Annotated in this window: 14 protein-coding genes; 13 read left to right on the top strand and 1 reads right to left on the bottom strand. The window is 35.0% G+C overall.

Translation table 11 applies throughout. From position 1 onward, the window contains the following. Positions 1-94 precede the first annotated feature (94 nt). From AC1RPR_RS04655 to AC1RPR_RS04700, 10 genes are all read left to right on the top strand, one after another. Complete coding sequence (locus AC1RPR_RS04655) at positions 95-400, top strand: PspC domain-containing protein (protein ID WP_409022174.1); 306 nt, start codon at positions 95-97, stop codon at positions 398-400. A gap of 23 nt (positions 401-423) precedes the next feature. Continuing rightward, positions 424-777, top strand: a complete 354-nt coding sequence (locus AC1RPR_RS04660; protein ID WP_481761491.1) for a phage holin family protein — start codon at positions 424-426, stop codon at positions 775-777. Positions 778-788: 11 nt separating this feature from the next. Beyond that, positions 789-1,727 carry an HPr(Ser) kinase/phosphatase gene (gene hprK, locus AC1RPR_RS04665; protein WP_481761490.1) on the top strand — a complete coding sequence of 313 codons (939 nt, stop codon included), beginning with the start codon at positions 789-791 and terminating at the stop codon, positions 1,725-1,727. 18 nt (positions 1,728-1,745) lie between these two features. Further along, on the top strand, positions 1,746-2,573 hold the full coding sequence (gene lgt / locus AC1RPR_RS04670) for a prolipoprotein diacylglyceryl transferase (RefSeq protein WP_481761489.1): 828 nt from the start codon (positions 1,746-1,748) through the stop codon (positions 2,571-2,573). Positions 2,574-2,650: 77 nt separating this feature from the next. Next, positions 2,651-3,670 (top strand): NAD(P)H-dependent glycerol-3-phosphate dehydrogenase, encoded by a 1,020-nt coding sequence (locus AC1RPR_RS04675; RefSeq protein ID WP_481761488.1) that lies wholly within the window; start codon positions 2,651-2,653, stop codon positions 3,668-3,670. Positions 3,671-3,684: 14 nt separating this feature from the next. Then, positions 3,685-4,584: a UTP--glucose-1-phosphate uridylyltransferase GalU gene (gene galU, locus AC1RPR_RS04680; protein ID WP_409022179.1), complete on the top strand. Its 900-nt coding sequence runs from the start codon at positions 3,685-3,687 to the stop codon at positions 4,582-4,584. A 136-nt stretch (positions 4,585-4,720) separates the two neighbouring features. After that, complete coding sequence (trxB, locus tag AC1RPR_RS04685; RefSeq protein WP_481761487.1) at positions 4,721-5,659, top strand: thioredoxin-disulfide reductase; 939 nt, start codon at positions 4,721-4,723, stop codon at positions 5,657-5,659. A gap of 133 nt (positions 5,660-5,792) precedes the next feature. Next, complete coding sequence (locus AC1RPR_RS04690; protein WP_481761486.1) at positions 5,793-7,136, top strand: DHA2 family efflux MFS transporter permease subunit; 1,344 nt, start codon at positions 5,793-5,795, stop codon at positions 7,134-7,136. Between the two features lie 11 nt (positions 7,137-7,147). Then, entirely contained in the window at positions 7,148-7,633 is a 486-nt protein-coding gene (locus tag AC1RPR_RS04695; RefSeq protein WP_481761485.1) for a MarR family winged helix-turn-helix transcriptional regulator, read from the top strand. A gap of 74 nt (positions 7,634-7,707) precedes the next feature. Continuing rightward, positions 7,708-9,435 carry a phospho-sugar mutase gene (locus AC1RPR_RS04700; protein ID WP_481761626.1) on the top strand — a complete coding sequence of 576 codons (1,728 nt, stop codon included), beginning with the start codon at positions 7,708-7,710 and terminating at the stop codon, positions 9,433-9,435. A gap of 148 nt (positions 9,436-9,583) precedes the next feature. On the opposite strand, the gene AC1RPR_RS04705 is transcribed toward AC1RPR_RS04700, so the two are convergent. Beyond that, complete coding sequence (locus AC1RPR_RS04705; RefSeq protein ID WP_481761483.1) at positions 9,584-10,483, bottom strand: hypothetical protein; 900 nt, start codon at positions 10,481-10,483, stop codon at positions 9,584-9,586. 211 nt (positions 10,484-10,694) lie between these two features. On the opposite strand from AC1RPR_RS04705, the gene AC1RPR_RS04710 reads away from it, so the two are divergent. The 3 genes from AC1RPR_RS04710 (at position 10,695) to uvrB (ending at position 14,431) form a co-directional block, all read left to right on the top strand. Then, positions 10,695-11,327 carry a YfbR-like 5'-deoxynucleotidase gene (locus AC1RPR_RS04710; protein ID WP_409022185.1) on the top strand — a complete coding sequence of 211 codons (633 nt, stop codon included), beginning with the start codon at positions 10,695-10,697 and terminating at the stop codon, positions 11,325-11,327. 86 nt (positions 11,328-11,413) lie between these two features. Then, the gene (locus AC1RPR_RS04715) at positions 11,414-12,277 is read left to right on the top strand and encodes a DegV family protein (protein WP_481761482.1); all 864 of its coding nucleotides are present in this window, start codon (positions 11,414-11,416) and stop codon (positions 12,275-12,277) included. A 150-nt stretch (positions 12,278-12,427) separates the two neighbouring features. Continuing rightward, the gene (gene uvrB, locus AC1RPR_RS04720; protein ID WP_481761481.1) at positions 12,428-14,431 is read left to right on the top strand and encodes an excinuclease ABC subunit UvrB; all 2,004 of its coding nucleotides are present in this window, start codon (positions 12,428-12,430) and stop codon (positions 14,429-14,431) included. Positions 14,432-14,443 lie beyond the last annotated feature (12 nt).

Consider the following 14,443-nt stretch of genomic DNA (forward strand, 5'->3'; position numbering starts at 1 on the left):
TAAAATTTAAGTAAATAACGCTCGTTAAAATTGTAAAATGAGTACGATAAGAAGTACAATAATGATAGATTATTCTGAATGGAGGAACTACAAAATGAAAACAAATAAAAAATTCACAAAATCAACTAATAAAATTATCGCGGGTGTCGCAGCTGGACTTGCCGAATATATAAATTGGAATCCAACACTCGTTAGATTTTTATTTTTAATGCTAATCTTCGCAACAAAAGGCGTATTTATACTTGTCTATATCTTGTTAGCAATTAGCTTACCAGGGAAAAAACGTTCATTTACTAGTTCTTTTGAGCAGTTTACATCTAGTACTGGACAACGGACTAGCTCATCAAGTAAGAGTGGCCGTAAAATTATTAAAGATGTAGAAGTTACAGACGATAAATAATATTAATGATGAGGTGAAGATTCATGGGATTTTGGCAGCGCGTATTAATTAATGCCATACTGTTTTTGGCAATATCTGGTTTTTTTCCAGAGACTTTATTTGTTAAAAGTATCTGGGTTGCATTAATCGCCAGTTTTGTACTGGCCGTACTAAATATGCTAGTTAAACCGTTTTTAGTGATTTTATCACTGCCGGTAACTATTTTCAGTTTAGGATTTTTCTATCTGATTATAAATGCATTTATGTTACAAATGACGTCATTTTTTGTGGGTAATGAATTTAAATTTTCGAGCTTTTGGGCGGCATTTATCATCTCAATTGTGATGAGTATTGCTAATACAATCGTAACAAATTACTTTATTAGAAATAGACAATAGGGGGCATTAAGATGGCCAATGAAGTTTCAGTTAGAAATTTAGTAGATGCAATGGGATTAACTGTTTTAATTGGGAAAGAATACTTGGATGATAAAAAAATTACAACAAGTGATATTTCACGTCCTGGTCTAGAATTAACCGGGTATTTTAATTTTTATCCGAAAGAACGTATTCAATTATTTGGGATGACAGAACATGCTTATGCAAATGGACTGACTCCTGAAGATAGGCAGAATGTGATGAATCAATTAGCAACAGAACAAACACCATGTTTTGTTGTTTCAAATGATTTGGATGTGCCGCTAGAATTATTAGCTATCGTCAAAGAAAGACATATTCCAGTTCTAATTTCAAAACTAACAACGTCACGTCTATCTTCTAATATGGTTAACTTTTTGGAAGCTAAATTAGCTGAACGCCAGTCAATACATGGTGTTTTAGTTGATATTTATGGTCTTGGGGTCATGATTACAGGTGATTCTGGTGTTGGTAAATCAGAAACAGCGCTTGAATTAATTAGACGTGGACATCGGTTAATTGCAGATGATCGTGTTGATGTTTTCCAACAAGATGAGGAGACACTTGTTGGTGAGGCACCTGCAATTTTAAAACATTTACTTGAAATTCGAGGTATCGGTATTATCGATATCATGAACTTGTTTGGTGCAGGAGCTGTCCGTAATGACACTGATATTTCACTAATTATTCATCTAGAAAACTGGACTCCTGATAAACAATTTGATCGATTAGGTAATAATGATGAATTTGTTAAAATATTCAATGTGAATGTGCCAAAAATTTCTGTACCTGTTAAAACAGGACGTAATTTGGCCATTATCATTGAAGTCGCAGCAATGAACTTCCGTGCAAAAACAATGGGTTATGATGCTACTAAAGCATTTGAAGCTAATCTAAATGGCTTAATCCAAACAAATTCAAAAAAAGATTAAGGATTGGACGAGAGTAAATTGAATTATTTATTAGGTGCGTTGAATCCCATCGCAGTTAAATTAGGACCTATTGAAGTTCGTTGGTATGGTGTAATAATTGCGAGTGCAGTAATTCTAGCAGTTATTTTAGCCATTCTTGAAGGCAAAAAAATAGGAATAAATGAAGATACCATATATGATATGGTTCTATGGGCGTTGCCAATTTCAATTGTTTCTGCGCGACTCTATTACGTTGTGTTCGAGTGGTCTTATTACGCTCAACATCTCAGTGAAGTTTATCGAATTTGGGATGGTGGTATTGCTATCTATGGTGGGTTAATAGGCGCAATTATTACAGTGATTATTTTCTGTCAGCGTCGCCATTTGTCAGCATGGTTAATGTTTGATCTAGCGGCACCACTTGTGCTACTTGCGCAATCAATCGGCCGTTGGGGTAATTTTATGAACCAAGAAGCCCATGGTGGAAAAACGACGTTAGAGGCATTGCAAAATTTACATTTACCTGAATTTATTATTAACCAAATGAACATCAATGGCACCTACTATAAGCCAACATTTCTATACGAATCATTGTGGAGTTTTGTTGGATTCTTAATATTAATTGCCTTGAGACATCGAGTACACCTTTTCAAACGTGGAGAAATACTATTTGCATATCTAACTTGGTATTCATTTGGTCGTTTCTTTATCGAAGGAATGAGAACAGATAGCTTAATGTTATTTTCAACAATTCGTGTTTCTCAACTTCTCTCATTAGTGATTTTTATTGGATCAATTAGTTGGTTATTATTGAGAAGATATTGGGAACCGCAAAATCAATGGTATTTAGACGGACAATTGAAATAAAAATTTCTCATAGTTAATGCTATTAGAGGTAAAATTTGGTATGATTAGAATGAATAAATTTTGAAGGAGATTATATAATGACAAAAAAAGTAGCAGTATTAGGCGCCGGTTCTTGGGGTAGTATCCTTGCCGATATCCTAACTGAAAATGGTCATGACATCAGACTTTGGTCAAATGTTCCAGCACAAGTAGCAGAAATGAATGAGTTCCATACAAATAAGCATTACTTGGAAGATTACACTTATTCTAAAGACCTACATGCATATGAAGATTTAAAAGAAGCTTTGGATCAAGTTGACGCTATTTTATTTGTTGTTCCAACAAAAGCAAGCCGTATTGTTGCTAAACAAGTAGCAGCAATTTTAGAAGAAACAGGTAACAAACCAATTATTATTCATGCAAGTAAAGGACTAGAACAAGTCACACACAAACGTATTTCAGAAGTTATTGAAGAAGAAATTCCTGCTGACATTCGTGGTAGTGTTGTTGTCTTCTCTGGCCCAAGTCATGCTGAAGAAGTTGCAAATCGTGATTTAACAACAATTGTTTCAGCAAGTACTGATCCTGAAGCTGCAAGTTTTGTTCAAGATCTCTTTATGAATAAATTCTTAAGAATCTACACAAATAACGATGTTATCGGTGTTGAAATGGGCGCAGCTATGAAGAATATTATCGCCGTTGGTGCTGGTATGCTTCATGGTATGGGCTATGGCGATAACGCTAAAGCAGCTTTGATTACACGTGGATTAGCTGAAATTGCTCGTTTAGGGACATCATTTGGTGCTAACCAATTAACCTTTATGGGACTTTCTGGTGTTGGTGATTTAATCGTTACAGCTACAAGTGTTCATTCACGTAACTGGCGTGCTGGAGACCAATTAGGTCAAGGTAAATCATTAGATGCTGTTGTTGCTGATATGGGTATGGTTATCGAAGGTGTTGGTACTGCTAAGGCTGCTTATGAATTAGCACAACAACAAGGAATTGATATGCCAATCACAAATGCAATTTATGACGTTTTATACAATAATAAAGAAATTAAATCAGTGATTGAAGCTTTGATCAATCGTGAAGGTAAATCTGAATTAGCAGAATAAAAGGGGATTAGACTATGCAAAAAGTTAAAAAAGCCATTATTCCGGCTGCTGGACTAGGGACTCGTTTCTTACCAGCAACTAAAGCGATGGCAAAAGAAATGCTCCCAATTGTTGATAAACCAACGATTCAATTTATTGTTGAAGAGGCGCGTCAATCGGGTATTGAAGATATTTTGATTGTTACGGGTAAAGGTAAGCGACCAATTGAAGATCATTTTGATTCGGTGCCAGAACTGGAAGCGAATTTAGCTGCAAAGCATAAAGACGAATTATTAAAATTAGTTGAAGAAACAACGGATATTAATTTGTATTTTGTTCGTCAATCTCATCCACGAGGTCTTGGCGATGCCGTTTTAATGGCTAAAGACTTTGTTGGGGATGAACCTTTTGTTGTCATGTTAGGCGATGATTTAATGGAAGATAAAGTACCATTAACGCGTCAACTCATGAATCGCTTTGATGAGACACATGCTTCAACTTTAGCGGTGATGAAAGTCCCTCATGAAGAAGTTTCAAAATACGGTGTGATTAATCCTGAATTAGAAGTTAAACCTGGATTATTCAATGTTAAAAACTTTGTTGAAAAACCTACACCTGAAGAAGCACCTAGTGACTTGGCTATTATTGGACGTTACTTATTAACACCTGAAATTTTTGGTATCTTAGAACATCAAAAACCAGGTGCTGGTAATGAAATTCAATTAACGGATGCCATCGATGCATTGAACAAGGTGCAACGTGTTTTCGCTCATGAATTTAAAGGAACCCGATACGATGTTGGCTATAAATTTGGCTACTTAAAAACAAGTATTGAGTATGGTTTGAAACATAAAGAAGTTAAAGATGAATTAAAAGAATATTTGAAGACTTTAGGCGCAAAATTAATTGCAGAAGATACAGCAAAAAATAAGTAGCCTAATTCTTACAGTAAAGCAGGTTTCAAGTTCAACTCACTTGGGACCTGTTTTTGATGTTAAAGCAATTAAATAGACAAAAAAAGTAACATAGGGTATTGTTGAATTACTTACTAAAAGAAAGAAGGTTGAACTAATGACAAAAAAATATGATGTTGTTGTGATTGGTGCTGGGCCCGGTGGAATGACTGCCGCACTCTATGCATCACGTGCAAATCTATCGGTTTTAATGATTGATCGTGGGATTTATGGTGGCCAAATGAACAATACGGCTGAAGTTGAAAATTATCCTGGATTTAAATCAATCTTAGGCCCTGATTTAGCAAAAGAAATGTACGAAAGTTCGACACAATTTGGTGCAGAATATGCATACGGTAGTGTAACCGATATTACAATTGAAGGCGATACTAAACTCATCACAACAGATAATGATGTTTTTGAAACAAAAGCTTTAATTATCGCAACTGGATCAGAATACAAAAAATTGGGTGCTGAAGGCGAAGATACCTTTAGTGGCCGAGGTGTATCTTACTGTGCAGTCTGTGATGGTGCTTTCTTCAAAAATCGTGAAGTCATCGTTATCGGTGGCGGTGATTCAGCAATCGAAGAAGGTTCTTATTTATCAAAATTAGCTTCAAAAGTGACGGTAATTCATCGTCGTGACAAATTACGCGCTCAAAAAATCTTACAAGATCGTGCCTTTGCGGATGATAAAATATCTTTTGTTTGGGATACTAATGTCACAGAGATTGTTGGTGACGATCGTAAAGTAACTGGCGTTAAAGTAACGAATAATAAAACAGGTGAAACATCTGAAATTCCTGCTAGTGGTGTCTTCATTTATGTTGGTGTTAAACCAATGACAACAGCATTCACAAAGCTTGGAATTACTGACGATTATGGTTGGATTCCAACTGACGAAAATATGCTAACAAATGTACCAGGTATTTTCGCAGTTGGTGATGTGCGTAAGAAAGAATTGCGTCAAATTACAACTGCAGTTGGTGACGGTGGTATTGCTGGACAACAAACATTTAGTTACCTTGAATCATTAAATGATGCAGAATTAAGTTAAATTATAGAATAAGCCTTTTGAGGCTTATTTTTTTATTTACTTGACTTTATGTGCATGTGAACATTATAATAATCTAATCCGCTTATGAAAAAAATTAAACATATGCGTAAATTTAAGTGAGAAGAGAGTTAGAATGACAAACAAAAAAAGAAACACAATTGGTGCTGTTTTATTAATTGCGACTTTTGCCGCTTTATTAAATCAAACATTGATGATTACAGCATTACCAAAATTAATCACCGTTTTAAATGTTAACCTTGCAACCGCACAATGGTTAACGACGGGTTATGTTTTAATGGTCGGAATTTCGACACCATTATCAGCAATTTTATATGAAAAATATTCAACAAGACAAATATTTGTCGGTATTATGGTTGTCTTTTTAATCGGAAGTATCGTTGCATCAAGTGGCGCTAATTTTTGGGCAATCTTAATTGGTCGCTTAATCCAAGCTGCTGCCGGTGGCGTATTGACTACATTTACGATGATTAGTGTCATTGCAATTAACCCAATTGAACGCCGTGGCGTTGTAATGGGACTTGCTATGCTTGTTATCTCAGCTGCTCCAGCAATTGGACCAACTTTATCAGGTATTATGATTACATTTTTACCATGGAGAGCATTATTTATTTTCATTATTCCAATCATGTTAATTTTATTAATTGTTGGGGTTTGTATTTTACCTAACTATTCAGAAAAGACAGATGTTAAAATTGATTTTAAATCATTCTTCTTATCACTAGTTGGACTTGCTACAATTTTAATTGGTATTTCAATTATTGGAGACCAATTATTAGTTGCACTTGTCCTTATTGTGATTGGTGTTTTAGCATTAATCTATTTTGGCCGTCGTCAATTAGCTTTAAAAGAACCATTTTTAAATATTCGAATTTTCAAAGTACGTTCATTCTCAACTATGATTGCATTAATTATGTTAGTTTTTGGTATTTTAATGGCAACAGAATTAGTTATGCCAATGTTCTTAGAAAATAATCAACATTTATCAGGAATGACTGCTGGATTAATTATGTTACCGGGTGCTGCAATTAATGCTATTATTTCACCTATTGTTGGTAACCTTTATGATCAATACGGTTATAAAAAAATATTTATATTTGGCTTTTTGATGTTGATGATTTCAGTACTACCAATGTTATTCTTAACAATTGAATTTCCTGTTTGGTTATCAGTTGTTACTTACGCTATTCGATTAACAGGGGTTGGTGCTATTATGGCTCCAGCAACAACAGAATCTTTAAAAGATTTAAATCCAATGGAAATAAATCATGCAACAACATTAACGAATACATTAAGACAAGTTAGTGGTTCATTATTTAATACCGTTATTATTGTTATTGCTAGTATTCCTGCATCATTTGTTGTTGGATACAAATATTCAATGATCTTTATCATGGTTGTCTCAATTGTAATTGGACTAGTTGGACTAATCTATTTCAGAAAAACAAGTAAAGCTTAAGGAGTTTTGAGATGCAAAATATGAATGGAAATTCTTTTTACGATACACATGAAGTTGAGAAATTAACAACAATTTACAACAGAATGATTCGATTAAGAATAAATGATACGTTAAAAGGGTTTGAACTTTCTGAGAGTAACTTTTTTTACGTGTTGTTAGTTTGTGAGTCACCTGGCGTTAGTCAGGATGAGCTAATCCAAAATATTTATCGGGATCACAGTGTTGTGACACGTGCTATCTCAAAATTAATTAAAGATGGTTGGCTTGAAAAAAAAATGTCGTCCGCAGATAAACGACGGACTGAACTTTATCCTACAGCAAAAGCGATTAATAATTATCAAGATATTTTTGATAGAATTACAGTCGTTAATGATGAAAGTATATCGGTGCTTAGTGAAGAAGAAATTAAGCAATTTGAGCATATTTTGGAAAAGGTAATTAAATCAGGAATTGAACGTGAGCGACTTGCTGGAAGAAAGATATCAGAATTATTCTGATATCTTTTTTATTATCCTGAATAGTAAGCGCATTTATTGTATAATAGTAATATTATATGAATGGGAGTGATATTTTGACTTGGGAAGATAATTATTTAACTTGGTTAAATGAAGAAACACTAGACGCAACATTAAAAAATCAGATTGTTTCGCTTAAAAATAATCAAGAAGATTTAAAAGAATCTTTTTACCAACCAATGGAATTTGGAACTGCTGGTATGCGTGGCTTGATGGGTCCTGGTATTAACCGGATGAACATCTACACGATTCGTCAAGCAACTGAAGGATTAGCTCGCTTTATGGATACGTTAGATGATGCAACTAAAATGCGCGGTGTCGCAATTAGTTATGATTCGCGTTACCAATCACAAGAATTTGCGATGGAATCAGCTAAAGTTTTAGGCGCACATGGTATTCCAAGCTTTGTTTTTGAAAGCTTACGTCCCACACCAGAATTATCGTTTGCAGTCCGCCATTTAGCTACTTACGCCGGAATTATGATAACGGCTAGCCATAATCCTAAACAATATAATGGCTATAAAATTTATGGTGAAGACGGTGGCCAAATGCCACCTAAAGAATCAGATATGATTACTGGTTTTGTTCGCGAAGCTGATGATTTATTTGCCATTAAAGTAGGTGATGAGACAGTATTAAAAGCTGATAAAACACTCCAAATTATTGGTGAAGAAGTTGACGCTGCGTATCTTGCTGAAGTTAAAAAAGTGACAATTAATCAAAAATTAGTTGATGAAGTTGGTGCTTCAATGAAACTTGTTTTCACACCACTTCATGGAACAGGTAAAATGTTGGGTGAACGTGCTTTGAAACAAGCTGGATTTGAACAATTTAAGATTGTGCCTGAACAAGCTGAAGGTGATCCTGAATTCCCAACAATCAAGTTACCTAACCCAGAAGACGCACCAGCATTTGATTTAGCTATCAAATGGGGTCGACGTGAACATGCTGATTTATTAATCGCTGTTGATCCAGATGCTGATCGTATGGGTGTCGCTGTACGTCAAACTGATGGTGAATATAAATTATTAACAGGTAATCAAATTGCTGCTCTAATGTTCAATTATATTTTAACTGCTAGCGAAGAAGCAGGAACTTTACCCGCTAATGCCGTTGGCGTTAAATCAATTGTATCAAGTGAACTTGCAACTAAGATTGCTGAAGCACATCATGCTAAAATGATTAATGTCTTAACAGGATTCAAATTTATTGCGGAACAAATTCAAAACTATGAAGAAACAAATGAACATACCTTTATGTTTGGTTTTGAAGAAAGTTATGGTTACTTAATTCGTCCTTTCGTTCGTGATAAAGATGCTATCCAAGCATTAGTAATGTTATCTGAAGTAGCTGCTTACTACAAACAATTTGATAAAACATTGTCAGATGGATTAGATGATTTATTTAAAGAATATGGTTATTACGCTGAAAATACTAAAGCGTTAACGTTTGAAGGTATTGAAGGTGTTCAAAAAATCAAAGATTTAATGACAATCTTCCGTGATGACGCACCTAAAGATTTTGCTGGCTATAAAGTCGCTAAATTAGAAGACTTCACAACGGGTATGGCGCAATTAGCTGATGGATCATCTGAAGAAATCGGATTACCAACTGCAAATGCGTTGAAATATATCTTAGAAGATGGTTCTTGGATTGCAATTCGTCCTTCAGGGACTGAACCAAAAATTAAATTCTACGTGGGAACGCAAGCTGAAACTGATGAAAAAGCACAAGCTAAGTGTCTTGCATTTGAAGAAGCAATTATGGCAATTGTCAACGCCTAACTAAAAAAGTAGTGCTAAATTTACATTTAGCACTACTTTTTTTGACCTTAAATGGGTTACAAAATTTATAAGCAAATAAAACAGTATTTTGTAAACAACTTTTTAAGATTTATTATTTTCTTTCAGGGCTGATTAACTTGTTTAGTTTCTATTTATTCATTTTTTTCTTTTTAAAGCGGTGATAAAGGTAGGCGATTCCAAGAAAGTAGATGGAAGCGAGTAGGGACGACACGGGGAGAACGCTAAAGATAGTCGGTGGAACAATCATTGCAAGCAATGGAAAGGCATAAGCGGCTGGAATTTTAACTTTGAAAAGATGGAGTATACAAAAAACGAGAGGCATAGTGATTAAGGCGACAACAACATTGGAATCGATTACCATGCAGGCGAGAACACCGATCGTTGCTGAAAGCGTCAAGGCAGTAACCTGTTTGAACACCATTTTTGCCGGATACATCGGCTTTTGTAGCACCTCGAAAAAAACGACAAGAATCGGTGGAATAGCGGCCATCAAAGGCTTTCCAGCAATCGTCACGAGACCAACCCAAATGAGTGAAGAAACGAGAAATAAAAGCATAGCCTGATAGTTAAGGTTTGTTTTTTTTGCGTAGTTTTGATCGAGTTTACGGCCTTTAACGACAATCATCTCGATGAAAGTGAAAATGATGATGGCAATGATGAATGAATATTTGGACGCATTAACGATGATTGGCAAGAGACCTGTAGCCAATGAAGGCGCCAGTGCCGATCGGGTTACCACTAATAGAAAGACCATGATGGCGATCATTAGGCAGATTTTAATTGTGTAAGAAATCTCAAGTAAATTGATGCCAAAACCGATAATTGCGGTGACAGAAGGCAGCAAAAAAAGATTAAACGAACGATCTAACCAATTGGCTTCGTGGTAAATCCACAGTCCAACTGTTAACGCGGCGATTTCAGGTAAAATAATTTCTGAATCATGTAAAAGTGACGCGGCTTGTACCATGATTAAAATCAAGATAAAACCGGTTAAGTATTCAACGGTTTTATTGGCTAAAAACTTCAAAAAAATGTCCTCCTTAAATATAAAGCATGAAAATAAGCATAACATAAAAAAGTAAGGTAAAGTTGCGCGACGTGTTCCAATTGATGTATCAAGCGTTTGCAATGTGAATCAGTTTATTTTTTTGTTAAAAGTTGATGATACTTGAATTAACTTTTCCATATGTGGTAAGATTGTAAAAATTTATATAAAAAATGAGAGGGAGCTGTTAATTATGGGAATGCATCAATACCTACAAAGTTTAAGTAATTTAGAAACGTTAAAACGAGCACCAGGATATTTTAAATATGAAGATCATTCGGTAGCGGAACATTCATTCAAAGTAACAGAAGCTGCTCAATTTTTAGGTGATGTTGAAGAAAATGCAGGAAATACGATTGATTGGCGCATGTTGTATGAAAAAGCGTTGAATCATGATTATACAGAACGATTCATTGGTGATATTAAAACACCCGTTAAATATGCAACAACAACGCTAAGAGAAATGTTAGCAAATGTTGAGGAATCATTATCTGAGAATTTTATTGTGAACGAAATTCCAGAAGAATTCCAAGATGCCTATCGTCGTAGATTATCAGAAGGTAAGGATGATACTTTAGAAGGTAAAATCTTGTCTGTAGCTGATAAATTAGATTTATTATATGAATCATTTGGCGAAATTCAAAAGGGTAATCCTGAATCAGTTTATACTGAAATTTATCAAGAAAGCTTAAAAACGATTCTTGAATTTTCAGATTTAGCGAGTGTTCAGTATATTCTACAAGAAATTCTTCCAGAATTATTAACGGAAGATTTCACAGATAAAGATAAAATTAAAAAAATAACCTTGGATATTATTAAGAAATAGAGTACACATAGGTTAAGGATTGCGTTGTATGCTAGAATAATGCATACAAGGTAGTCCTTTTTTGCTTAAAGAATAGGGAGAAATTAATGAAAACGGCAATTGTAACAGATAGTGCGTCATATATTGATCCAAAAGTAGCCAAAGATAAAAATATTATTGTTGTACCAATCACGGTTATTTTTGGGCAACAGACTTATTTAGAAGATGTGGAAATCTCTGCTTCAGAATTTTATCAAAGAATGAAAGATACGGATAAGTTACCCACAACGTCACAAGTCACAATGGGACAAATGCAAAGTGTCTTCGATAAATTAATTGAAGAGGGATTTGATGAAGTAATTTCAATTCATCTATCAACAGGTATCACAAGTTTTGTGGATAATTTACGTGCTTATTCAAAAACTGTGGAAGGAATTACGGTATATCCGATTGATTCTAAAGCAGCAAGTTCAGCAGAAGCCTTTCTTGTATTAAAAGCTGCTCAATTAGTGGCGCAAGGTGAGCATGCAGACACGATTGTACCTAAAATAGAAGCAATGCGTGAAACGGTGGGTATTTTCTTTGTTGTGGATAACTTGAGCCATTTACTTAGAACGGGCCGTATGACGAATGGTGCTGCGTTTGTGGGTAACTTATTACAAATTAAACCAATTCTGACCTTTAATCATGAAGGTCAAATTATCCCTTTAACTAAGGAACGGACAAAGAAGCGTGCTTTTCAACGGGTAATGGCAGATTTTTCTGATGCGATTAACTCAGTTGATTATCCAATTCGAGTAAGTATCGTTGATGCGAACAATCCTGAAGAGAGTACAAAATGGGTCTCATTTATTAAAACCAACTATCCTAATATTCCAGTTGAGGTTAGTCATATTGGGCCTGTTATTGGCGTCCATACTGGAGAAAAAACAATGGGTCTTATTTGGGGTCGTGATTATTTAGTTGATTAAGTTATTCTGAAAAAATAAGTGAGATAACGTGCGAAAGTATGTTCGGTATGCTAATATAATTAGTAGAGAATAATCATTTTTAAATGAGCCTGGGTAGGTTATTCCAGGCTTTTTTTAATTTCTAAAAATGATTGTATTGGAGGGGTTAACTTGATTGATAGACATGATGATGGCGTTTTTGACTTAGTTTCAAAGTACGAACCAACTGGAGACCAACCGAATGCGATTAAAACTTTAGTTGATGGATTAAATGATGGTAAAAAAGAACAAGTATTACTGGGTGCAACGGGAACGGGTAAGACGTTTACCATTTCAAATGTGATTAAAGAAGTTAATCGTCCCACATTAGTCCTTGCGCATAATAAAACATTGGCTGGACAATTATATGGTGAATTAAAAGAATTCTTCCCGAATAATGCGGTGGAATATTTTGTGAGTTATTATGATTACTACCAACCAGAAGCTTACGTTCCTTCAAGTGATACGTATATTGAAAAAGATTCCAGTATTAACGATGAAATTGATAAATTACGACATTCTGCAACAAGTTCATTATTAGAACGTAATGATGTGATTGTTGTTGCATCTGTCTCAAGTATCTTTGGATTAGGTGATCCAACAGAATATCGTGATCATGTTATTTCATTGCGTACTGGAATGACAATGGAACGTGATGATTTACTTAGAAAATTAGTCGATATACAATTCGAACGAAATGATATTGATTTTCAACGTGGTCGGTTTAGAGTTCATGGAGATATTGTGGAAATTTTCCCAGCATCTCGTGATCAAAAAGCTGTTCGTATTGAATTTTTTGGCGATGAAATCGATCGTATTCGTGAAGTTGATTCATTAACAGGTGAAGTTATGGGTGAACTTGAACACATGGCTATTTTCCCCGCAACGCATTTCATGACGAATGATGATGTGATGGATCATGCCATTGAAGGTATTGAAGTTGAATTGGCTGATCGATTAAAAGAATTAAAAGATGAAGATAAATTATTAGAAGCCCAACGTATCGATCAACGAACTACTTATGATTTAGAAATGTTACGTGAAATGGGCTATACATCCGGAATTGAAAACTATTCCCGCCATATGGATGGACGTAAACCTGGCGAACCTCCATATACATTAATTGATTTCTTTCCCAAAGATTTCTTGATCGTAGTTGATGAATCTCATGTAACCATGCCTCAAATTCGAGGGATGTACAATGGTGATCGCGCTCGTAAACAAATGTTAGTAGATTACGGATTCCGTTTACCTAGTGCACTGGATAACCGACCATTAACGATTGCGGAATTTGAAGAGCACGTTAATCAAGTCATTTATATGTCTGCAACACCAGGACCTTACGAAATGGAACGGACGTCAGATGTTGTTCAACAAATTATTCGACCAACTGGATTACTAGATCCAATCATTGAAGTTCGTCCAATTATGGGCCAAATTGATGATTTAGTTGGCGAAATTAATTTACGTATTGAACGCAATGAACGTGTCTTTGTCACAACATTAACCAAGAAAATGTCAGAAGATTTAACTGATTATTTGAAAGAGTTGGGGATGAAAGTTGCGTACTTGCATAGTGATATTAAAACGATGGAACGAACGAAAATTATTCGCGATTTACGCTTAGGCACATATGATGTTTTAATTGGAATTAACTTATTACGTGAAGGTATTGATGTTCCTGAAGTGTCATTAGTGACAATTTTAGATGCCGATAAAGAAGGTTTCTTACGTAGTGAACGTTCTCTAGTTCAAACAATTGGTCGTGCAGCTCGTAACGAAAACGGACGAGTGATTATGTATGCTGATAAAGTGACGGATTCAATGAAGGGCGCAATGGAAGAAACGCAACGCCGCCGTGATGTCCAAATGGCATATAATGAGGAACATCATATTACGCCAACTACGATTAAAAAAGCCATTCGTGAGTTAATTACGCCAACAAAAATTGAAGATAATTCAGGAACTGTTAAAACCTTTACCGAAACTGAATTTTTGGATATGGATAAAAAGGAACAACAAGATATGGTTGATCGCTTAGAAGGACAAATGAAAGAAGCAGCTAAAAAATTAGATTTCGAAACAGCTGCATCATTGCGTGATACGGTATTAGAATTAAAAACACAAATGTTATAAATAGGGGGATAT

This window comes from Dellaglioa sp. CoH-57-MRSF-22 (genome assembly GCF_056781895.1).